Annotated in this window: 24 protein-coding genes and 1 other annotated feature; of the genes, 9 read left to right on the top strand and 15 right to left on the bottom strand. The window is 38.6% G+C overall.

Annotated elements, in window-relative coordinates:
* Positions 1-176: 176 nt before the first annotated feature.
* Entirely contained in the window at positions 177-815 is a 639-nt protein-coding gene (locus ACE025_RS00655) for an MBL fold metallo-hydrolase (RefSeq protein ID WP_485936420.1), read from the top strand.
* A 54-nt stretch (positions 816-869) separates the two neighbouring features.
* Here ACE025_RS00655 and ACE025_RS00650 read toward each other — a convergent pair whose 3' ends face one another.
* Genes ACE025_RS00650 through ACE025_RS00635 form a run of 4 tightly spaced genes read right to left on the bottom strand, consistent with a single transcriptional unit; the run spans position 870 to position 4,095 of the window.
* Complete coding sequence (locus tag ACE025_RS00650) at positions 870-2,156, bottom strand: hypothetical protein (RefSeq protein ID WP_485936418.1); 1,287 nt, start codon at positions 2,154-2,156, stop codon at positions 870-872.
* Between the two features lie 30 nt (positions 2,157-2,186).
* Complete coding sequence (locus ACE025_RS00645; RefSeq protein ID WP_485936416.1) at positions 2,187-3,020, bottom strand: hypothetical protein; 834 nt, start codon at positions 3,018-3,020, stop codon at positions 2,187-2,189.
* Complete coding sequence (locus tag ACE025_RS00640) at positions 3,017-3,706, bottom strand: ABC transporter ATP-binding protein (RefSeq protein ID WP_485936414.1); 690 nt, start codon at positions 3,704-3,706, stop codon at positions 3,017-3,019. Before ACE025_RS00640 ends, ACE025_RS00645 begins: the two co-directional genes overlap by 4 nt.
* Positions 3,703-4,095, bottom strand: coding sequence for a GntR family transcriptional regulator (locus ACE025_RS00635; protein ID WP_485936412.1), 393 nt, complete (start codon positions 4,093-4,095; stop codon positions 3,703-3,705). The genes ACE025_RS00640 and ACE025_RS00635 overlap by 4 nt, the downstream gene beginning before the upstream one ends.
* A gap of 186 nt (positions 4,096-4,281) precedes the next feature.
* Positions 4,282-4,506 (top strand) — a binding site (T-box leader).
* Positions 4,507-4,567: 61 nt separating this feature from the next.
* On the opposite strand from ACE025_RS00635, the gene tyrS reads away from it, so the two are divergent.
* From tyrS to ACE025_RS00620, 3 genes are all read left to right on the top strand, one after another.
* On the top strand, positions 4,568-5,851 hold the full coding sequence (tyrS, locus tag ACE025_RS00630; protein WP_485936410.1) for a tyrosine--tRNA ligase: 1,284 nt from the start codon (positions 4,568-4,570) through the stop codon (positions 5,849-5,851).
* Between the two features lie 615 nt (positions 5,852-6,466).
* Positions 6,467-6,955, top strand: a complete 489-nt coding sequence (locus ACE025_RS00625) for a GNAT family N-acetyltransferase (protein ID WP_485936408.1) — start codon at positions 6,467-6,469, stop codon at positions 6,953-6,955.
* Between the two features lie 145 nt (positions 6,956-7,100).
* Positions 7,101-8,564, top strand: coding sequence for an amidase (locus tag ACE025_RS00620; RefSeq protein WP_485936406.1), 1,464 nt, complete (start codon positions 7,101-7,103; stop codon positions 8,562-8,564).
* Positions 8,565-8,797: 233 nt separating this feature from the next.
* Here ACE025_RS00620 and ACE025_RS00615 read toward each other — a convergent pair whose 3' ends face one another.
* From ACE025_RS00615 to ACE025_RS00600, 4 genes are all read right to left on the bottom strand, one after another.
* Positions 8,798-9,457, bottom strand: coding sequence for an SDR family oxidoreductase (locus ACE025_RS00615; RefSeq protein ID WP_485936404.1), 660 nt, complete (start codon positions 9,455-9,457; stop codon positions 8,798-8,800).
* A gap of 90 nt (positions 9,458-9,547) precedes the next feature.
* Entirely contained in the window at positions 9,548-9,763 is a 216-nt protein-coding gene (locus tag ACE025_RS00610; protein ID WP_485936402.1) for a helix-turn-helix transcriptional regulator, read from the bottom strand.
* Between the two features lie 8 nt (positions 9,764-9,771).
* Positions 9,772-10,080 carry a DUF6442 family protein gene (locus ACE025_RS00605; RefSeq protein ID WP_485936400.1) on the bottom strand — a complete coding sequence of 103 codons (309 nt, stop codon included), beginning with the start codon at positions 10,078-10,080 and terminating at the stop codon, positions 9,772-9,774.
* Between the two features lie 256 nt (positions 10,081-10,336).
* Entirely contained in the window at positions 10,337-10,900 is a 564-nt protein-coding gene (locus ACE025_RS00600; RefSeq protein ID WP_485936398.1) for an HAD family hydrolase, read from the bottom strand.
* 541 nt (positions 10,901-11,441) lie between these two features.
* Between ACE025_RS00600 and ACE025_RS00595 the strand changes: the two genes are divergently transcribed.
* Positions 11,442-12,206, top strand: coding sequence for an IclR family transcriptional regulator (locus ACE025_RS00595; RefSeq protein ID WP_485936396.1), 765 nt, complete (start codon positions 11,442-11,444; stop codon positions 12,204-12,206).
* 201 nt (positions 12,207-12,407) lie between these two features.
* Here the strand turns inward: ACE025_RS00595 and ACE025_RS00590 are convergent, their stop codons facing one another.
* The 3 genes from ACE025_RS00590 to ACE025_RS00580 are packed head-to-tail and all read right to left on the bottom strand — an operon-like array spanning position 12,408 to position 14,394.
* Entirely contained in the window at positions 12,408-12,590 is a 183-nt protein-coding gene (locus tag ACE025_RS00590; protein ID WP_485936394.1) for a hypothetical protein, read from the bottom strand.
* Between the two features lie 28 nt (positions 12,591-12,618).
* A complete protein-coding gene (locus tag ACE025_RS00585; RefSeq protein WP_485936392.1) occupies positions 12,619-13,314 on the bottom strand; it encodes an NAD(P)H-dependent oxidoreductase in 696 nt (231 codons plus the stop codon).
* Positions 13,315-13,344: 30 nt separating this feature from the next.
* Positions 13,345-14,394 carry a DUF7309 domain-containing protein gene (locus tag ACE025_RS00580; protein ID WP_485936390.1) on the bottom strand — a complete coding sequence of 350 codons (1,050 nt, stop codon included), beginning with the start codon at positions 14,392-14,394 and terminating at the stop codon, positions 13,345-13,347.
* A 238-nt stretch (positions 14,395-14,632) separates the two neighbouring features.
* On the opposite strand from ACE025_RS00580, the gene dhaK reads away from it, so the two are divergent.
* The 4 genes from dhaK (at position 14,633) to ACE025_RS00560 (ending at position 18,126) form a co-directional block, all read left to right on the top strand.
* Entirely contained in the window at positions 14,633-15,622 is a 990-nt protein-coding gene (gene dhaK, locus ACE025_RS00575) for a dihydroxyacetone kinase subunit DhaK (protein WP_485936388.1), read from the top strand.
* A gap of 16 nt (positions 15,623-15,638) precedes the next feature.
* Positions 15,639-16,235 carry a dihydroxyacetone kinase subunit DhaL gene (dhaL, locus tag ACE025_RS00570; protein ID WP_485936386.1) on the top strand — a complete coding sequence of 199 codons (597 nt, stop codon included), beginning with the start codon at positions 15,639-15,641 and terminating at the stop codon, positions 16,233-16,235.
* Entirely contained in the window at positions 16,225-16,599 is a 375-nt protein-coding gene (gene dhaM / locus ACE025_RS00565; protein WP_485936384.1) for a dihydroxyacetone kinase phosphoryl donor subunit DhaM, read from the top strand. The genes dhaL and dhaM overlap by 11 nt, the downstream gene beginning before the upstream one ends.
* A gap of 297 nt (positions 16,600-16,896) precedes the next feature.
* A complete protein-coding gene (locus tag ACE025_RS00560) occupies positions 16,897-18,126 on the top strand; it encodes a chloride channel protein (protein WP_485936382.1) in 1,230 nt (409 codons plus the stop codon).
* Positions 18,127-18,149: 23 nt separating this feature from the next.
* Here the strand turns inward: ACE025_RS00560 and ACE025_RS00555 are convergent, their stop codons facing one another.
* The 4 genes from ACE025_RS00555 to glpK all read right to left on the bottom strand — a co-directional run bounded on the left by ACE025_RS00555 (position 18,150) and on the right by glpK (position 21,685).
* On the bottom strand, positions 18,150-18,638 hold the full coding sequence (locus tag ACE025_RS00555; RefSeq protein WP_485936380.1) for an MFS transporter: 489 nt from the start codon (positions 18,636-18,638) through the stop codon (positions 18,150-18,152).
* A 1-nt stretch (position 18,639) separates the two neighbouring features.
* Positions 18,640-18,927: an MFS transporter gene (locus ACE025_RS00550; protein WP_485936378.1), complete on the bottom strand. Its 288-nt coding sequence runs from the start codon at positions 18,925-18,927 to the stop codon at positions 18,640-18,642.
* A gap of 349 nt (positions 18,928-19,276) precedes the next feature.
* Entirely contained in the window at positions 19,277-20,002 is a 726-nt protein-coding gene (locus ACE025_RS00545; protein WP_485936376.1) for an MIP/aquaporin family protein, read from the bottom strand.
* 159 nt (positions 20,003-20,161) lie between these two features.
* Positions 20,162-21,685 (bottom strand): glycerol kinase GlpK, encoded by a 1,524-nt coding sequence (glpK, locus tag ACE025_RS00540; protein WP_485936374.1) that lies wholly within the window; start codon positions 21,683-21,685, stop codon positions 20,162-20,164.
* Positions 21,686-21,777: the final 92 nt, after the last annotated feature.

Genomic DNA, 21,777 nt, shown 5'->3' with positions numbered 1-21,777 from the left:
TTTTCTATTTACTAATTCAAAGTAAGTTCTTTTGTAGTTAACTGTAGCACTTTTTTTATTGGATAGAAAGTTTATTGCAAATTTCTTAGGCATCTCTTATGCAGCCTCTCTTTTGTAAGACAACCTCAAGCAAATCCTTTATACTGAAAACAAATGGATTTTAGGAGGCAGGAAGAATGGAATTATATTTAGCAACAGTTGGCCAGCTTCAAGAGAATTGTTATTTTTTAGTCGGAGACAATAACCGCGATACCATCATTTTTGATCCGGGTGCAGAACCGGACACATTGAAAAATGTGATAGAAGAAAATGAATTGAATCCTATTGCTATCGTTTTGACACATGCGCATTACGATCATATTGGAGCTTTGAATGAGATCAGAGATGTTTATAAAATACCGGTGTATCAAAATCCTATCGAAAAAGAATGGCTGGTTGATCCCGCTCAAAATGGTTCAGGAAACCACCCTGGAATGGAGAATATCGCCAGCACTAAACCAGCAGATGTTTATCTGGAAGAAATGGGTCCTTATTCTATCGGCGAATTCCACTTTGATATGCAACACATTCCAGGTCATTCTCCAGGAAGTACGGTTTTTATTTTTAAAGACAATGGCTTTGCGATCGTTGGAGATGTGATCTTTAAAGGCAGCGTAGGAAGAAGCGATTTTCCATATGGCGACCACGAAAGCTTGATAGCTGGAATCCATAAACATATTGCGCCATTGCCAGGAGACACAGTTTTATTTCCCGGCCACGGAGATGCTACAACCGTAGAAGACGAACTGAATACCAACCCGTTTTTAACTCATTAAAACACAAAAAACAGCTTTCTACAAAAAGTAGAAAGCTGTTTTTTGCTTGCAGAACTAGAAAGCAAATGAGTCAATGGTCAAAGTGACATCTTTAAAAACGTCATTCATTTTCTCGCTGTTTTTAATTGTTCCGTCGTATAAGACTTGACCGCTTTCTAAATCAGCGACAACTATTCCGATGTCATGCCCAGATTTGTCTTTCAGTGTACTGACATAGCAAATTTGATTTCCCTTGATAGAGACTAATGGAGTGGCGTAACCTTCAGGATTTGTTAGGAAATTCTTCATCACTTCACTTGGCAATTCTATTAATTGAGGTTGTTCCATCGTATTTTCTTCTATATTAAATCTATTCATCTCAAAACCGTTTTCTTTGAGCGTAGTGTAGTAAATATACTCATCTTCTACGTTTGTTACCATTGGATACATCGACTCAGACCAGCCTTTGAATTCATTTGGAACAGCCAATTCTGTTACTTCACTTGTTTCTACATTGTAAGCCAACATTGTAATGTCTTCTGAGTTGATCTCAACTCCAGATTCAGCAGTCTCTGGTTGTACAGTAGGGTTTGATGAAATAATAATATAGGGCTCCGGCGTCATTTCACTGTTAGTTGCACCTATATTGACGATATAAGACGTGTAATCCATATTGTCATCGTTAGATGGTGCTAGGATCAAGTCATCTACGATCTTTTGACTGTCTAAATCGATTTTATAAACGTGCAATTCTGTGATCGGTTGGTATAATTCTGTTTCTCCTGCGATGTAGTTTGTTGTAAACACATGCAGGATGTTCCCACTTTTTTGCACATCTTCTACATAAAAACTATCGTAGTTTTCGTAATTAGGAACTTCCACTTCAAAGGCTGATTCTTCTTCTGTTTTCTTGTCTAGTAATGCTATCTCTAATTTGTCGTGAATCTCATCGTAATCTTCAACCAGTGTAAATAAGTTGTTTGCGTAAACAATTGTTTCTTTATCTTCATAATACTTAAACATATCCCAACTCTTACCTCTGAAAAATTCACGGTAGTTACGGTATAATCTCTGTGTTGAAAGGTCATGTTGGTATGTCACATCTAATCGTTCAGCAAATGGTACATCTTTGCTTCCTATTGTTCCTTCTGCATCGATTTGAAACATATCGCTATAATCGCTATTTTCAGCAAATGAGCTCGCAGACAGAATCAAGTCTTTAATAGCACCTTTGTCTCCAGAACGTTTCTCGATAGTGTATTGAGGATAACTATTTTCAGCAGAAACTGTTACAAGATAAAAAGTGCAGATACTGATTCCGCTGAATACTATTAAAGTGATCAATTTCCAATACTTTTTCATTTTTTTACTCCTCAGTGTATATTTTGTTTTTTAAACAGTTACTTTTCTATTTAATAATATATAGCTGATCCAAATCGAAAGAGCACTTGCCACAACAGTTAGTACAAGTGAAATCAAAAAGACTTCGCTGGCAAACAGGTACAACATAACATTGTAGAATTGCATGAAGTAAAGAACATAAAAGATCAGTTGAACTAATACCGCATAACCTATGCCTAAAATAAGTCCTTTGATCTTGTAACTTCTCTCAAAAAGAACGATTGTGGAAACCACTAAAAGTCCTAATAATCCTTTACTGTATCTCGAAATAAATACAAGTCCTGAAGTTGGATAAAACATCATTAAATAATAAGAACTTTGAATGATTTGATTCAAGTTGGCATAATTGAAGTAAGCTGTAGGAAGAAGCATTTGGAAAAGACTGTTTTCAATATAGAGCAGCACTAATTGCAAAGCAATCAATCCAATGACCATTAAAAAGATAGTTGATACTTTAGAGAATAAGATGTTCAACCGTTGCGTCGGCAACATCAATAAACGGTAAATGAAAGTGTTTTTCCCCAACCAATCTCGGTACCAAATGAATATACTATAAAGCATCAATACCGCTCCGCAAAACATGATTGGTCCTAAAAACCATAAACTGTTTACAAAATCGGTCATTCCCAATTTTCCAATATTCGCAACGATTTCACTATCATTGACTATTCCTGATTGTTTCTGCTCGCTGATAGATCTTAGATATCTATTTGTCGTGACAAACACACCAACAAATTGGATAAGTACTGTTAAAACAGCTAACGTTGCATAAACTGGAGCAAAACGGTTGAATTCAAATCGAACTAATTTGATAAAGTTTTTCATGGTTGATACACCTCTCTCATTACATCTACGACTGATTTGCCATTCTCTTCGCGCATTTCTTCTGCATTGAATTCGGTAACGACTTTCCCGTTCTCAATCAAAACAGCTTTGTCGATCAAATGTTCAATATCGCTGATTTCATGAGTGGTGATCAAAACGCCTCTATTTTCTACTAAGTTACTGGCAAATACTGACGCTATTTGTTCTCGGCTGAAAATATCGATCCCTGAAAAAGGCTCATCCATCAGTAAGTAATCCACATCCAAAGCCAATCCCAAAACCATATTTACTTTCATCGTGTTTCCTTTAGACAACTGAGAAATTTTATCTTTGGAACTCAATTTGAAAAAGTTCAACAATTCAGTCGCTCTTTCCTGATTCCAAGACGTATAAAAATCAGCCATAAATTCCATTGCTTCTTGAATCGTCATCGAAGGCATCATCGTTATCGCATCTGGAATGAACGCAATCGTTTCATATGTATTTCTATCCAGTGCTTTTCCATCAATAAAGATTTCTCCTTTTTCTAGAGGAGTCAAATTCATGATTGCTTTTAATATCGTTGTTTTCCCTGAACCATTTGTTCCGATCAAACAAGTTATTTCTCCTTTATTTGCCGTAAAAGAAATTCCGTTCAACACTTTTCTTCGTTTGTATTTCTTCTCTAACTGTCTGACTTCGATCATTCGTTGTCGCCTCCGTTTTGACTGGCTTCCAGCAGATATTGCTCCTCCACTTTGTCCTGTATTTCTTTCAAAGTAACTCCGATTGGCTTAACAGCCGCAATAAAGTTTTCTACCGCATCCAACATCAGTTCAGATCGGACTTGACCTAAAATAGATTGATCTTCTGTGACTCTGCTTGGCATATTTCCTTCTGTATACAACAACTTTTCTTCCTCCATTCGTTTGAAAGCTCTCTGAACTGTGTTGGGATTGATGCCTAATGTGTTAGCTAATTCTCTTCTGGACGGCATTTCCTCTCCAGGCTGCAATTCGCCTGATGCTACTTTTTCTTTGAAATGACGAACCACCTGTAAATAGACCGGTTCTCTTTGATTGAACATCTCTGACATGGTTTCAGTCCCTTCTTCTCTGTATTAACCTATTAATACACCATAGTTAAAATAGTGTACTACTAACTTAATACACCTCTTGATGTGTATTATATGCTTAGTACACTAAAGCTGTCAACAATTTATTTTATTTTTTCTGCAATTGACATTCTGAGGGTAATTTTCTATACTGAACTTAACTTAATAACTTTTGCGATGATGGAACATAGTAGAAGTATTGTCCCTGTTTTATAGAGAGCTGATGGCCGCTGCAAATCAGCACACACAATACATCGAATTACACTCTGGAGCAACTTGATTAACCTCAAGCGCGATACTGGCGATACTAGTACTGAAGAGGCTGCGAACTCCTATAATGGAAGTTTGTTTGCAAATTGGGTGGTACCACGGAAACTAACATTCGTCCCGATGAAAAGACACGTTCTTTTCATCGGGTTTTTTTTGTGCAAAAAATTGAAAAGGGGCAAACAACATGAACATTATTGATGAATTAGAATGGCGCGGAGCCATCAACCAACAAACTGATGAGGCTGGATTGCGTGAATTGATCTCAGAAAAAGAAATCGGTGTCTACTGCGGGATCGATCCGACTGGAGACAGTATGCATATTGGTCACTTGATTCCTTTTATGGTCTTGAAACGATTCCAATTAGCTGGACATAAACCTGTGATTTTAGTCGGTGGAGCTACAGGTTCTATCGGGGATCCAAGTGGAAAATCTGAAGAACGCGTTTTACAATCCGCTGAACAAGTTGAAGAAAACATCCAAAAATTAACGGCTCAAGTCCAAAAATTATTTGATGCAGGCAAAGACGAAAAATCGATTCGTTTAGTTAACAACTTGGAATGGACAGGCGAATTGACACTATTGGACTTCTTACGCAATGTCGGAAAAAGCTTTAACGTCAACACGATGCTTTCTAAAGACATCGTTGCCAGCCGATTAGAAACTGGAATTTCTTTTACTGAATTCACATACCAAATCTTGCAATCTATCGACTTCTTGCACTTATACCGCAATGAAGATGTTCAATTACAAGTGGGTGGAGCTGATCAATGGGGAAACATTACTGCTGGTCTAGAATTCATTCGTAAACAAGAAAGTGCTGAAGCGAAAGCATTTGGTCTGACAATTCCATTGTTGTTGAAAGCTGACGGGACCAAATTTGGTAAAACAGCCGGCGGAGCAATCTGGTTGGACGCTGAAAAAACGACTCCTTACGAATTCTACCAATTCTGGTTGAACCAAGATGACCGTGATGTAGTCCGCTATTTGAAATACTTTACTTTTTTGAGCCAAGACGATATCAATACACTGGCTCAACAAGTAGAAACCGAACCACATAAACGTGCTGCTCAAAAAACGTTGGCACGTGAAATGACTTTATTTGTCCACGGTGAAGAAGCTTTAGCAGATGCTGAAAAAATCACTGCTGCTTTATTCTCAGGTGAAGTAAAAGATCTAACAGCTAAGCAAATCGAAGAAGGATTCAAAAATATGCCGACTTTCGAAGCACCAAAAGAAGAACGCAACATCGTCGAATGGCTGGTTGACGTTGTAGGCATCGAACCATCCAGACGCCAGGCTCGTGAAGATATCAAAAACGGCGCAATCTCTATCAACGGCGAAAAAGAAACCGACGTAGAAGCCATCATCAAACCAAAAGACTCATTCGAAGAACGCTTCATCCTAGTCCGAAAAGGCAAGAAAAAATACTTCTTGGTGAAACTCGTAGAGAGCGAAGCAAAGCGTTAAGGATTCCGTAGAGTTCGATTTTCACCTTTTAATTGGGTGCTTTTCCCAATAAAAAGGTGAAAACGAAATCATAGGAAGCCTGCTTTGTGCAGCTCGTTTAAAAGCAGAGAGCGGAGAAAAGCGTTTAGCCTATCGAATAGAAGAAAAGATCAACTGACAGGTGCTTTTTACCTAACAGTTGATCTTGGCTTATAGGCGTATAGGCTGCTTTTTGCAGGTCGTTTTAAACCAGAGAGCGTAACAGAGCGTTAAGGATTCCGTAGAGTTAGAATTTTACCTTTTCATTGGGTGTTTTTCCCAATAAAAAGGTAAAATCGAAATCATAGGAAGCCTGCTCTGTGCAGCTCGTTTTAGACCAGAGAGCGGAGCGAGGCGCTTGGCTTACCGGATATAAGAAGAAGCCATCAAGTTGATGCCTTTTATCAACAGGATGGTCTTCAGCTTATAGACGCGTAAGCTGCCTCGTGCAGCTCGTTTTAGAGCAGGACTTTCACTCTTTTCTTGTGTGTGAGACGGATCCTCTCTAACAAGTTCCTCCTATTTTTACCAAGTTTTGTTAGTCAGGCAGTAGATTATCCATTCCCCACCCTACATTTTAAAGGAGATGATTACCATATGATTCACATCAAAACAGCTCAACCTACTGATGCACATGCGTTAGCTGAGCTAGCTCGTATCATTTGGAAAGAACATTACACTTCCATTATTGGTGAAGAACAAGTTCACTACATGCTGGAGACAATACAGTCCGAACCAGCTATTCAACAAGATCTAGAAAACGAGAAAATTTATTGGTTGATCCAGGAAGATGGACAAGATGTTGGGTACGTCAGCTATGAATTGGAGAAAAACAGTCTTTTCTTGAGCAAATTCTATCTGACAGAAGCTGCCCGCGGTAAAGGTTTGGGCCGGTTTTTATTTGAAAAGTTGAAGGAAGTTGCAGCAGATCAAAGTAAACAGTCGATCGAGTTGACGGTCAATAAATACAACACTCCTACAATAGCGGCATACCAAAAAATGGGCTTCGAACAAATTCGAGAACAAGTCGCGGACATCGGGAATGGTTTTGTGATGGATGATTATGTTTTTAGGTACACTCTTTAAAAACAACTTTGCTTATATAGTGGATGTCTGCAGCTGCAAGCGGCTGAGTATCCACTTTTTTTGACTCGTTTTTTGCCCCTTTTGTTCTTTTCTCGAATCAGGAATGCTACACTAAACAAGAATAATTTCAGAAAAGAGGGATTTTGTGAGCATTCTTAATCGTGAAGAAGACGGACTATTTTACGCAGAGCAATTAAAAAATAAAGTCATTTCTCCAAAGGAATTGGTAGAACAATCTTTTCAAATTATAGAAAAAGAAAATCCAACGTTAAATGCTGTAATCCATCATCGTAAAGAAAAAGCACTAAAAGAAGCGGAAGAAAGAGACTTCAGCGGTAAACCGTTTGGCGGCATTCCGATCTTGGTAAAAGGGTTAGGGCAATCTTTAGCTGGCGAGCCTAGTACATCGGGGTCTAATTTGCTAAAAAATTCTGTGGCTGCTCAAACGAGTCATTTCACTCAAGCTTTGATTGACGCAGGGTTTATCGTAATTGGACAAACCAATGTGCCAGAGTTCGGCTTTAAGAACATTACTGAACCCGAATTGTACGGTCCTTCACGCAATCCTTGGAACACCAATTACTCTCCAGGTGGCTCTAGCGGAGGAGCCGCAACAGCTGTGGCTTCGGGTATGGTGCCGATTGCCGGTGCCAGCGACGGAGGCGGGTCTATTCGGATTCCAGCTTCATTTACTGGGCTGGTCGGCTTGAAGCCTACTCGCGGACGGACGCCAATCGGTCCTGGATCTGGTCGAAATTGGCAAGGCGCTTCTATTAGTTTTGCTTTGACCAAATCGATCCGAGATACTGCCGCCATGATGGACGTACTGCAAACTATCCAACCGGCTGCAGCTTTTCAAACGCCTCTTTTTGCTGAAGGATACATGAATCATTTGCACTATGCACCTAAAAAAACGTTTAGGATTGCTTACACACTGGAGTCTCCTGTACTTTCCAAGGTCAGCGAAGAAGCGCAAAAGGCTGTTTTGAAAACCGTTGAATGGCTAAGAGCTCAAGGGCATTCAGTTGTTGAAAAAGCACCTGAAATCGATGGAGTACATTTGATGAAGAGTTATTACATCATGAACTCAGGCGAAACAACAGCGATGATGGGAAATATCGAATCCGCCCTTCAGCGCAAATTGACCATCAACGATATGGAACTGGTCACATGGGTTTTATTCACTGCTGGAAAAACTATTTCTGCCGCTGCTTACTCTAACACATTAAACACTTGGGATCAGGCTGCAGAAGTCATGGCAGGATTTAATGAGTCATTCGATTTATTTTTGACCCCTGCTACAGCTGACAGCCCTCCAAAAGTCGGGACAGAATGGCAAGACGAAACCATGTTGGAGCGCATGCGCAATATCACTGAAGTTGACTCCACAGAGCAGCAGCAAATTGTTTGGGACATGTTTAGTAAGAGCCTGCCGATCACGCCATTCGGCATGCAAGCCAACTTGACCGGGCAGCCTTCAATTAGTTTGCCTGTTCATTTGACCAAAGACGCCCTGCCGCTTGGTGTGCAATTCACCGCACCTAAAGGCAGAGAAGAATGGCTGTTGGCGATCGGACGCGACATGGAAGCCGATGGACAGTTTATTTAATAAAAATCTAGGCTGCAAACACTCATTGACGTTCGCAGCCTAGATTTTTCTCTTTAAAATTGTCTATTAGTCAATTGAAGTATGAAATCAGCTCCACTTGATTAATAGAAAGGGGCTATTGATCAAGTGAGCAGTTATTGAGTCCCCATTTGACTAATAGCGATGTTCTATTAATCAAGTGAATACTTTAAAATGTTCCAATTGATTAATAGAGCATCTTTCACTGATCTTTTCTATAGTTGGTCTAAAGCTTCTTCGATCGACTGTTCGCCAGACACTAAATCGAAGGCTTTATGGTATGTTTTTTCATTCTCTAAGCTCTCAAACAGCACTTTAGCCACATCTTTGCGCGGAATCGTCCAGTCGTCCGAATCGGTCAGCTGCATATTGTCAGACACGACCACTTTGCCTTTGCTTGGGTCATCTGTCAAACCTCCAGGACGAACGATCGTGTAATTTAATCCGCTTTGCATCAACTCTTTATCCGCATAGTATTTCGCTACATAGTAGGATTTGATTTCTTTATTCCATTTTTCACGTTGATCTGCACCAAATGCACTCACCATCAAGAACCTATCCACACCAATATTTTTGGCTGCTTCAACGACTTTCACTGCACCGTCTAAATCGATCAGCAACGTTTTGTCTGGTCCAGTGCTGCCGCCCGAGCCTGCTGTAAAGATTACTGCGTCAGTTCCTTTGACAGCCTCTTCCAGATCGCCCACAGATCCCTCTAAGTCACCCATGTGAGTTTCGATTCCTTTACTTTCGAGTTCTTTTACTTGTTCTTCTTTTCGTACAAATGCTCGAACAGAATGTGTCTCACTTTCGTTCAGCAAATCAACTAATTGTTTCCCTATTTTCCCATTCGCTCCAACAACTAATACTTTCATGTATGCAATCTCCCTTCGAATCTGATTCTTTTTTAACCATAACACAAAAAGTAAGTAGAATAAAAAGGTGTGCTCCGTGTGTAAAATCTCTTAAAAATAAAACAGTTCTTCAAACTTTTTGTCTAAAGCAATGCATAAAATCAGAGCAAGTTTTGCTGTAGGATTAAATTGCCCCGTTTCAATCGAACTGATCGTATTCCTGGACACTCCTATCATTTCAGATAGCTCTCTCTGGGACAATTGCTTCTCTTTTCTAGCTGCTTTTATATTATTTTTTAAAACCAATTCTTCCTTTTCCAAATCCATTTCTCCCATTATATAGTTTGTAAGACATACCAGATAAGAAAAGCTGCGCACAAAAAACAATTTACTATACTAAAATATAAAATACCCTTTTCTTTTCTTAAACGATATCGTGAAAATCCTCCAGTTGCCATAAATGCAAAGAGCAATGCCGTTATATCGCCAAATGGCAAGTTATTGAAAATTTGATACATCATTATTAACAATGCTAAGAAGCACAGTGCGTAAAAACCTTGGTCATCAGCATGATTATTTTCATGATTTTTTCCTTCATCATTATTTTCAGAACGATATTTATTCAATATTTCTTCTTTATCCATCCCATTCCCTCTTTTCGCCAAGTTTACTTGTCAAATACATCTTATACTTGCCAAGTAAACTTGTCAATCAAATCAAAAAAAAACGTGCTTGGTTGACCAAGTACGTGTCTCTCATGCCAGCCAGCTTCTTACAGCTTAGCTTACCATTTATTTGTACATACATTCTCGTTGGGAGTGCCTTTGAATTCTGATTGCCTTCTAATTTGTCGATGACTTGTTTGATGGTCTCATCGTTATTGTCGTATGCGTTAACGATTTAAGAGTATTGTTTCAATAATTCATCAAATTCGTTAATGATAGAATATTGGAATTCACCTTTATAGGTCTTGTTCGTAAAGTTATTGACGGCTTCATTCGACAAACGTTTCCATGAGAATGTTTCTTTCCCAAATAAAATCGGGTAGAACAATACGCTGTTTTTAAGGGCTGCTGAAAGATCTCCAAGAGCATCGCCAACCATCAAAATTTCGTCATCTGCGTATCCATGTGCTTTAAGTTTTTCAATACAAGCAGCTTTTGTTCCTGCTTCTTGTCCATAAACCGTGTCTACATGCGGCATTAAGCTGTGTCTATCCCACTCGCTGTATAAAGCTCCGCTGTTTGCAGAACTGACTATCACGATATCTGCTAATTCATGCAGTTTAGCTAAAACTTCTTTTACGTGAGGGAACGGAGCATCTTTCCCGGCTAATTCTTCAATACCGATATTTACTCGATTGCTCCAGTCTAATGCTTTTTTTAAATCTTTTGACGGAGATGCTTCAAGCATTCTTTTCAATGAATCATTTGACAACTCAGGAGTCGTTTCTGTCCAACCCACTAATTTAGAGTTACCTCCTTCGCTTTCAATTGACTTTCTAAAGCAAGTTCATTTAAAATGATATCATGCTCCAGCACCTAGTTCCACATTACGAGATAGTGTAACCGGTTTCTAAACAGTTAGAAAAGAATTTTAATCAACTTCTCATTTGGTTACTCCCTTTAAACCCATCACGCCGAAACTATTTTTCGGGGATTTTTGAATTGGTCTATTCGATTGGATAGTTGAACTAAGCTATTGTTGAGGAGTTTTTATTTCTCTTTAAAGTTTTTATCAATAGTCTCTTAGCATTAAATTTATTTTCGAATGCATACGTTCAAAAAAAGAAAAGTTGTTATGCAACACGACTTGGAAAGGTATAGTTGTTTTCTCTTCATTCACTGCTGTCACAATTAGTTCATATGCTCATATTTACATACTTGATACAGGATAGTTTTCCAAAACTCAACTTGTACAACTAAAAGTTATCTCATATAATAAAACCTGTCGTGAAAGAGTCATTCGGGTAATCAAGAAATTAATTTTTTAAAGGAGTAATAATATGACGAATAATCCCACTGGCGGAGTACAGACAATAGATAGAGCCCTGACCATTCTAGAAACCCTTTCCAATTATGATAATTTAAGTTTAATGGAGATAAGCGAAAAAGTTCAGTTGCATAAAGCTACTACACATCGTTTAATCAACTCTCTATTGCAAAACGGATATATTGAAAAAGACCCTACAACAAAAAAATATCGTATCTCTTTAAAATTATTCCAATTAGGGAGCAGACGAGTCCAAAACATTGATTTTTTGAATGTTGCTAAAAGCATGATTCGTCAGTTGTCTCAAGAAATCAATCAAACTGTTCATTTAGTTATAGAAGATGATAATGAGGTTTTATACATTGATAAACATGATGCTCAGCAATCTGATACTCGCATGCTCTCTAGAATAGGGAAGAAAGCTCCTATGTATTTAACTGCTGTAGGAAAAGCAATTTTAGCCACTAAACCTAACAGTGCAATCATCGAGTATTGGGAGCAAGCAGATATCCAAAAGAAAACCAAAAATACCATTACAGATTTAGATGCTTTTTTAGCTGAGATGGAGACTGTCCGCCAACAAGGTTATGCTATGGATTATGAAGAAAACGAAGTGGGTATTGTCTGCATCGGTGCTTCATTTGCTAGTTACAAAGATTTGGCAGCTGGCGCTATCAGCATTTCTCTTCCTGTATCAGAGATTGAAAATAAAGAACTCTATATTACTAAAATAGTTGAAACAACTAGAAAAATATCTAACTTGCTAGGTCACTTCTAGTCATTCATCTACAAAAAAATACTCCGCAACTGACTGTTCTATGTCAATTGTGGAGTATTTTTTTGTTCTTCATCATCTAACGTTGACAGAAAATTGGAGTATTTAAACACTATAATTTTTAAAAATTTTCTGGAAGAATGTTCTGACCAACTTCATTTGATAAAGAATCAATATTTTTTTGATAAGAATGAACTGAACCGTTTATTCGCTCCAATTTCTTGGACTCCATAACGTTCCATCCAGTTCTCCTTCCATTTGCTGGATGCGTACTGTCTGCTCTCGAATCAAACGTTTAGTTGCTGCTAAGAGCGCTTTTTGTTTGTAATCTCGGCTCATTTGAAAAGCCCGTTCCAGTTCTTGGATGATCCATTCGTTTTGATCCATCTTGTCCTCTCCAATGCATCTTTAATTATCAGGAATTCATTTCGTCCAATACCATTTTTAATCCGTCTATCGTGTCTCTGTTCTCTTCGATAAGTTCTACAGCGTGCTGAATCAACAACTCATCTCCTGAAGCCAACGTTTCATCAGGTGTTTTTTCCAATTCCTGAATGATCCATTTTTCTCGAGTCAATAAACTATCATCTGCTTCTCTAGTAACAGCTTGCTGATAGTCGATCAGTAAAGTCATTTTTTGCTCTTCAGTCATATAAGGGAATTGGTAGATCACGAACGGCTTCAAGTAAGTCATCCCGGTTTTTATAGCAACAGCTTGAAATGGTTTCGTTAATTCATTGATACTAAAAGCTTCTTTACCTCCTGCTTGGTACTCGCTTTCCTTGATCCCTACAGATAACACTAAACCGAACTCTTTTCCATTCAGCGCATGTCCGTTTTTCCCATAAGCAAATCCATACGTCAGCACTTCATCTTGCCATTGCTTCAACATCGGCGGCGAGCTGTACCAATAAAATGGAAATTGAAATAAAATACGGTCAAATTGTTTTAACAATTCTTGTTCTGCTGCGACATCTATCTGACTGTCTGGATAGGCTCCTTCTAAATGGTGAACTTTTACCGATTCACTTTCAGGAATAGAACTCAACAAAAACTGCTGGCTGCCGGATTCTGAAATCTCCGGATGTGAAATGATCACTAAAGTCTTCATCTTTTTCCTCCAATACACTGAAGAAGACTTTTATTCTGCATCTTCTTCATCAAAAAATTCTATCATATTATTTTGTACAGCTGAAATCATCGGAAGTTTATAGACTGGAACCAGTTCAATATCTAGTTTTCTCAGTAATTCTCCCATTATACTCGCTATTCTGTGGTAACGACTAACATTGACAACAACAGTTGGCGGTTTTACATCATTAGTCAACAGCACCTTAATGAAGAGACGTTGGATTTTTTCTATTTCATCAAATTCAACGAGTTCTCCTAAGAGAATGTCTGTGCTTTTGGCATCTATGATCATTAACATAATAGAAAAACGAGGACGTTCCTCATCAAGTCCTTCTATCGGAATCGCAATATAATTCAGCTCCAACTCCCAGATCGAACTGCCTATTCTTTGATGATCCACACGTCTTATTTCAAAATCAGTTACTTTAACGGGTTCTTTAGCGTATTTTTGAGCAGCTAAACCTTGCAAGATATCCGGCGGCAAGACAAACATTGTATCTTCATATTGCCCATCTTCTGCATAAGTCCGTAAAAATACACTCTCTTTGTTTTCTTCAGTATCATATAAGTCTAATTCAGATCGGTATTTTTCACCCATTAACAAGAATTTCTCCAACAATTCAATCATGAATACAACTTCGTCTTCTGCTAATGGATCTGGATAATACCCCGGCTTGTAATCTAAAAATAAAGGCCAGGCTTTTTTCCCTCTGAACGGCACGCCGCTGTTTTTGATTCGCTGGTAATCTCCTATCGGCAAATCAAGTCGGTTTTCATACGTCAGAGAAATCCCATTTTGAATCAGCAGCCAGTCTAATGTCGCTTCCGCATCTTTCAACTGATCTTGTTTTACTAATTCAAAGTAATACCTCAGCTCTTCTAGGTCACGGTAAAAGAGAAACCCATAATTGTCTTCTGTTTTACCTAGAATAGACATAAAAACTGGTTCGGTTCTCTCGGGCAATTTTAAGGCTAAAATGTCTGTATCCCAATAATCTTCCCAGAATGATGCCTGGTAAAGTTGCTTAGCTAGTTCGAATAATCTTGTTTCAGCTTTCATTGCTCACACTCCTAGAGAACTAAGTTGAATTTCTCGTACCGTTTTTATATTTACTGTACACTAAAGTTAGATTTATTATTCAGCTTTAGTGATTCCTGTTTATTATCTCAATAAATGCCTTATCTCACAACACATTCTCAATTTTTAACCGATTTTTCTTTTGAGTTACTATTTGTTCTTCTAGAGGGAAACGGTTACAATAGTAATGAAGCAACTATATTGAAGTGGAGGAAAATTCATGAAAAAAATTATTAATGACCCATCTGCAATTGTTGATGAAATGATTAAAGGTATGGTTTTTGCTTATGATGATTTGGTAGAACGTTTGCCAGAAACAAATGTGATCCACCGCAAACATTCGAAAAACGGAAAAGTTGGCTTAGTCAGCGGAGGCGGGAGTGGTCATGAACCAGCACATGCCGGTTTTGTAGGCCAAGGAATGCTGTCTGCCGCTGTTTGCGGAGAAGTATTCACCTCTCCTACTCCTGACCAAATCCTTGAAGCCATCAAAGCAAGCGATGAAGGAAACGGAGTATTTCTGGTCATCAAAAATTACTCTGGCGACATCATGAACTTTGAAATGGCTAAAGACTTAGCTGATATGGAAGACATTTCTGTAGACTTCGTTGTTGTGGACGATGATATTGCTGTAGAAGACAGTACTTATACAGCAGGTAAAAGAGGAATCGCTGGTACAGTCTTAGTACACAAAATTTTAGGTGCAGCCGCTGAAGAAGGAGCTTCTCTTTCTGAAATCAAAGAACTGGCTGACAAATTAGTTCCCGCAATCAAATCGATCGGTGTAGCTTTATCACCTGCTACAAGTCCAGAAGTTGGGAAACCAGGATTCGAGATCGGCGACGATGAGATTGAATTTGGTGTGGGTATCCATGGGGAACCTGGCTACCGCAGAGAAAAATTACAACCTTCAAAAGACTTGGCTGCTGAGCTGGTCAAACAATTGAAAAAAGAATTCCAGTGGTCTGGCGATGAACAGTATGCACTTTTGATCAATGGTATGGGCGCTACTCCTTTGATGGAACAATTCGTTTTCACAAACGATGTACGCGAGTTATTAGCAGCAGAAGGCATCACACTAGCCTTCAAAAAAGTGGGAGACTACATGACTTCTATTGATATGGCTGGAGTTTCCATCACGTTAGTAAAATTAGAAGACACAAAATGGGTAGACTATTTAACTGCACCCGTAAATACAATTTCTTGGTAAGAAGGGAGTTTACACAATGCTATCAGTCGAAACAGTAACAAAATGGATGGAACTATTTGGTGAACAATTAATGGAAAACAAAACTTATTTGAGCGAATTAGATACTGCCATCGGAGACGGTGACCACGGCAACAACTTAGCTCGAGGAGCTGCAGCGTTAAAAGAAAAGCTTGGAGCCAATGAGTACAACACATTGACCGATCTATTGAAAGATGTCGGAATGGTTTTTGTCAGTAAAATCGGAGGCGCTTCTGGACCTTTATACGGATCTGCTTTTATCAGTATGGCAAAAGCCAGCAAAGACAATGACAGTTTAGAGTTGGCTGATTTGCTAGCAGCAGGTTTAGACGGCATCCAAAAACGAGGAAAAGCTGAAGCCGGCGAAAAAACGATGGTGGATGAATGGATCTCTGTTGTAGAAGCTGTCAAAAACAACTCATTAACAACCGATACTGTTGTAGAAGCTGTAGAGAAAACAAAAGATATGAAAGCTACAAAAGGAAGAGCTTCTTATTTAGGAGATCGTTCTATCGGACATTTGGATCCGGGTGCTATGTCCAGCAGCATTCTTTTCAAAACTATGTTAGAGGCAGGTGTTTACGATGGCAAATAAACCAGGAATTCTGCTCGTTTCTCACGTTTCAGATATCGCTGAGGGTTTGGCCACTCTTCTAGGTCAAGTAGCGGGAGACGTAACAATAATAGCAGCCGGCGGAACTGAAGAAGGTGAGGTCGGAACAAGCTTTGACAAAATATCCACTGCTGTAGAGGAATTTGAAGAAGATACTATACTGGCCTTTTATGATTTAGGCAGTGCGAAGATGAACTTGGAAATGGCTATTGAAACGACGGACAAAAATATTACTTTATACGACACAGCTTTCATCGAAAGTGCGTATACTGCAGCTTCTCTATTGCAAGTCGATGTTCCTGTAGAAGACATTGATAAACAACTAGCAGAACTGAAAGTGAAATAACCCATCTATAGCACTCTATTAATCAAGTGACGAGTGTCTGAAGAGTCACTTGATTAATAGAACGTGGCTATTGATCAAGTGGAACGAATTTGGGTATTCATTTGATTAATAGGGCTGCTCTATTAGTCAAATGACGCTGATTTCGATATTCATTTGATTAATAGACAACTATCGCTTACCATCTACTCTTGCTCTTTTTTAGAGCAAGAGTTTTTTTGCTGACTTCATTGACACACTATCAGTAAATAGCTAAAATGATGTACTGACGCGGCAATCATCGAGTAAGGAGTGGGATGGATGAAAAATAATTGGAGACTAAATCACCAGAAAATGAAGACATGGATCATATTAGGATTCGCCAGTCTTCTGATTGGCTGTATAGTTGGAGCTCTCGACACAATGTTTGGAAGAGTGTTATTAAGTTTATCCTATTTTAGAACCGAACATTTTACACCTCTTATTTTCTTTCTTGCGCCTGCCGGAATGTTGTTTGTTTATCTGTTTTCGTCTTACGGAAAGACAAGTACACAAGGAATGAACCTCGTTTTTCAAGTAGGACACGAAAACCGAGACGTTATTCCTAAAAGACTCATTCCTTTTGTGATCAGCGGAACGTGGGTGACGCATTTATTCGGGGGTAGTGCCGGCAGAGAAGGCGTGGCGGTCCAATTAGGAGCCGCAGTCTCGAATTGGATTGGTCGAAAAGTGAAGCTGCCAAATATGACCAGTATGTTTCTAATAACTGGTATGGCAGCAGGATTTTCCGGGTTATTCCAAACACCGATCGCTGCTGTCTTTTTTGCACTCGAAGTCTTAACAGCTGGAAGGTTGCGCTATGATGCTCTTTATTCTTCTGTAATAGCTGCTTTTACTGCGAGTTTCGTTTCCAGTCGCTTAGGTCTGGAGAAATTTTCTTTCAATTTACATTCACCTGTACATATGAACGTCGAACTGCTGCTAAAATTGCTGCTTTTAGGTATTTTATTTGGCTGGACTGGTGGCTTATTTGCTTATTCTCTAAAAAAAGTAAAATCTTTTTTAGCGTATAAATTGCCTGACCCCGTCAAGAGAATTGGATGGATAGGAATCGTTTTGAGTGTCTCCTTATGGATTTTATTCCAAGGGCGTTATGCCGGTTTAGGAACTAATTTGATTGATGCCAGCTTTTTTGGTCAAACGATTTATTCTTATGATTGGATGCTGAAATTTTTGTTGACGATACTGACGATTGGAGCAGGTTTTCAAGGCGGAGAAGTGACTCCTTTATTTTCTATTGGCACTTCATTAGGAGTCATATTGGCGACTATTTTGGGACTTCCAATCGAGTTTGCTGCTGCTCTGGGTTACGCTAGTGTATTTGGCAGTGCGACCAATACTTTATTGGCTCCTATACTGATTGGTGCAGAAGTATTCGGCTTTGCTTATCTTCCTTATTTTGCTATCGTCTGCTCGATCGCATATTTGTGCAATAGAAACAAATCAATTTATCCACTTCAAAAAAAAACAGTAGCTAAGATCCAATACTAAGGACCTTAGCTACTGTTTTTAATTTATTGTGCAGCTGCACGACGTTCTTTTAAGATGCGTGTATTTTCTTCTACGCGTTTTTTACTTAACGGATAAATGATTCCTAACAATGCTCTGTTAGTTGTCAACCCTACTACAATTGATTTCATTTGCTGTCCTACAGTTTCTGTGCTGGAAGCATCTTTTTCAGATAGTTGGATTCTCTCAACTGACCAGAAACACAATACTCCATACATTACTAAAGCAACAATACCAAATACAAAAGCAATCAATGTAAAACGTTCAGGAACAATAACTTGATCTCCCGAACTATTTGTTGTGTACACAACTAGAGGGACCACAAAAGAAATGACCATAGAAGCAATGCTTGCTCCTACACTACGGAAAGTTGAAAGAGCTGCACGATCCTCTGCTTTATCACTAATAACAGAAGCCATAGAGCCGTAAGGAATATTGATTCCTGTATAACAAAAGCTACCCCACAATATGTAGGTAACATATACATAAATCATTCTAGCAGGCATAGGCCAATCTTTTACTACATACAAGAACATTAAAACCAACGATAACTGCAAATGGTGCTATTCTTCGAATCCATGGTCTGAAACGTCCGTCTTTAGCCGGTTTAAAGGTATCTACAATTCTTCCCATTCCGATATCTGTAAAATCATCCACAACTCTGGAAACTAAAAACAATGTTCCAACAGCTGCTCTGCTGATTCCTAAAACATTTGTGTAAAAAACCATTAGGAACGAACTAGCAAAAATGAAAAACATATCATTACCGATATCCCCAGCCATATACCCTAACTCCTAACTTGTCTTTAATTCCAAACGGACGGACTTCTTTAGTTCTATCATCTACAACAGGATTTGCATAACTTTCTTTTGCCATAATTTTTTCACCTCTTTTCTAATAATTTCATAATATAGTACGTAAATCTCATAATGTAATACATAACGCCATCGAAAGAAACCGCTAACAAGATTATTGAGACAAAAAAGTAAGCGTTTTATTAAAAATGCTTGTTTCGCAGACAAATTTTTGTCAAAATAAAAAGCTTGTATTCCGAGACATGACATCTCAGAATACAAGCTTTCCCTTTAAATATAGATTCGTTCTTTAATATTTGGTAATTAGCTGTGTTTTTTATCCTAATGGTAGTATTTGATAAAGTAAAGCTGCTAATGTTGCTCCGATAAGTGGACCTACGGTTGGAACCCAAGCATAACCCCAGTCAGAGTCACCTTTGTTAGCGATCGGCAAGATTTGATGAGCGATTCTTGGCCCTAAGTCACGAGCCGGATTGATTGCATAACCTGTCGTTCCACCCAGTGAAAGACCAATGGCAACAATCAGCAAACCAACCACAATCGGGTTTAGTCCATCTGTAAACTGTCCTTGAGTAAAGGCCAATAGACCAAATACGAGCATTGCAGTTCCAATGGCTTCACTGATTACATTATTGATTGGACTTTTGATTGCTGGACCTGTAGAAAAAACACTTAAAATAGTTTCTGAATCTTCAGTTACTTTCCAGTGAGGCATGTAGTGAATCCACACGATAACTGCCCCTGCAATACCTCCAAGTATTTGAGCTCCTATATATGGTAAGACTGAACTCCAAGCTATCTCTCCTGCTATAGCCATTCCTAAAGTTACCGCTGGGTTAAGGTGAGCAGGACTCAAAAACCCTGATGAGTAAACAGCGATAGTAACAGCTAACCCCCAACCAAGAGTAATCATCAACCAACCTGTATTGAATCCTTTTGTTTTATTCAATACAGATCCAGCTACTACCCCATCTCCAAGTAAAACTAAAATCATTGTTCCTACAAATTCTCCTATTAACTGTTGCCATAATGTCGTATCCATGATAATTTCTCTCCTTCAAATATGAATTTTCTTCTAAAATAAGTTCGTTGAATTTTTATAAAGCGATTGATTAAATAATAGTGATTAGAAGGATCATTATACAGACCCTTCTAATCAACGTTTTATTGATAATAGAAAAATTTCTTACGCATGATTGATTTATTCAGCTGATTTTTTTCTTAATGGTTTGTGCTTGAATACTTTTGTGGCTTCAACAGCATTTTGCCATCCTAGATATAAGTCTTCACGCAAGTCTTCATCCATTTCAGGATTAAATGTAGCATCTTTTTCCCAGTATTCTTTGATTTCTTCTTGGCTGTTCCAGAATCCTGTTGCTAATCCTGCAAGATAAGCAGCCCCTAAAGCAGTTGTTTCGCTGACTTTAGAACGTTCGATTGTAAGATCTAGAATATCTGCTTGAAATTGCATCAAGAAGTTATTGTTAGCTGCTCCTCCATCGACACGCATCGTTGTCGTTTCAATTCCAGAGTCTTTATTCATTGTATCGATTACATCTCTTGTTTGATATGCTAATGATTCTAAAGTAGCTCTGATAAAGTGTTCCTTAGTGGTTCCTCTTGTAATTCCAAATACCGAACCACGAGCATCTTGATCCCAATGAGGGGCTCCTAACCCTGTAAATGCCGGTACAACATACACATTATCTGTGGTATCCACTTTTGTCGCATATTCTTCTGATTCAGGAGATGTTCTAAACATTCTCATACCATCTCTTAACCATTGAATCGCAGAACCTGCCACGAAAATACTTCCTTCTAGCGCATAAGTGATTTCACCATTCAACCCATAAGCAATAGTTGTTAATAAACCGTTATCTGATTTGATGGGCTCTTTTCCGGTATTCATGATGATAAACGCACCTGTTCCATAAGTATTTTTCACCATTCCTTTTTCGTAACCTGTTTGTCCAAATAAAGCGGCTTGTTGGTCACCAGCGATTCCGGCGATGGGTACTTCTGTTCCATAGAAGTGTTGAGGAATCGTTTTTCCATAAATTTCAGAAGAAGATTTTACTTCTGGCAGCATCACTTTAGGAATATTCAAGATCTCTAAAATCTCTTCATCCCACTCTAAATCGTAAATATTGTACATCATGGTACGACTAGCATTAGAGTAGTCTGTAACGTGAGCAGCTCCCCCTGTTAACTTCCATACTAACCACGTATCGATCGTTCCAAACAGCAACTCGCCTTTTTCAGCTCTTTCTTGAGCTCCTTCAACTTTGTCCAATAGCCATCTTACTTTAGTTGCAGAGAAGTAAGAATCAATGACTAAACCAGTTTTATTGTGAACCAATTCTGTGTAACCGTCATCTTTTAATTTTGTAGAGATATCATTTGTTTGTTTAGATTGCCACACTACTGCATGATAAATCGGTCTGCCTGTATTTTTGTCCCATACGACAGTTGTTTCACGTTGGTTTGTGATACCGATACTATCGATTTCGCTTGGTTTAAGTCCTGACTCGATCAAAACGCCGGCAATTACAGTCAGTACAGAAATCCAGATTTCATTGGCATCATGTTCTACCCAACCCGGTTCTGGGAAGTGCTGTGTAAATTCTTTTTGGAAGCTCCATTTCGGGTTCCCTTCCTTATCAAAAATAATAGCTCTTGAACTAGTCGTTCCTTGGTCTATCGACATAATATATTTCTTTTCCATTTTCTTGCCTCCTATTTTATAATAACGCTTTCATCTTCGGCAAAACTAAAATCCCTTATAATCACTATAACGTTCTTTATTTAAAGAGTAAA

This window comes from Desemzia sp. AGC72 (genome assembly GCF_057334175.1).
The sequence above is the reverse complement of the archived record's forward strand: the minus strand, read 5'-3'. Positions and strand labels throughout refer to the sequence as shown.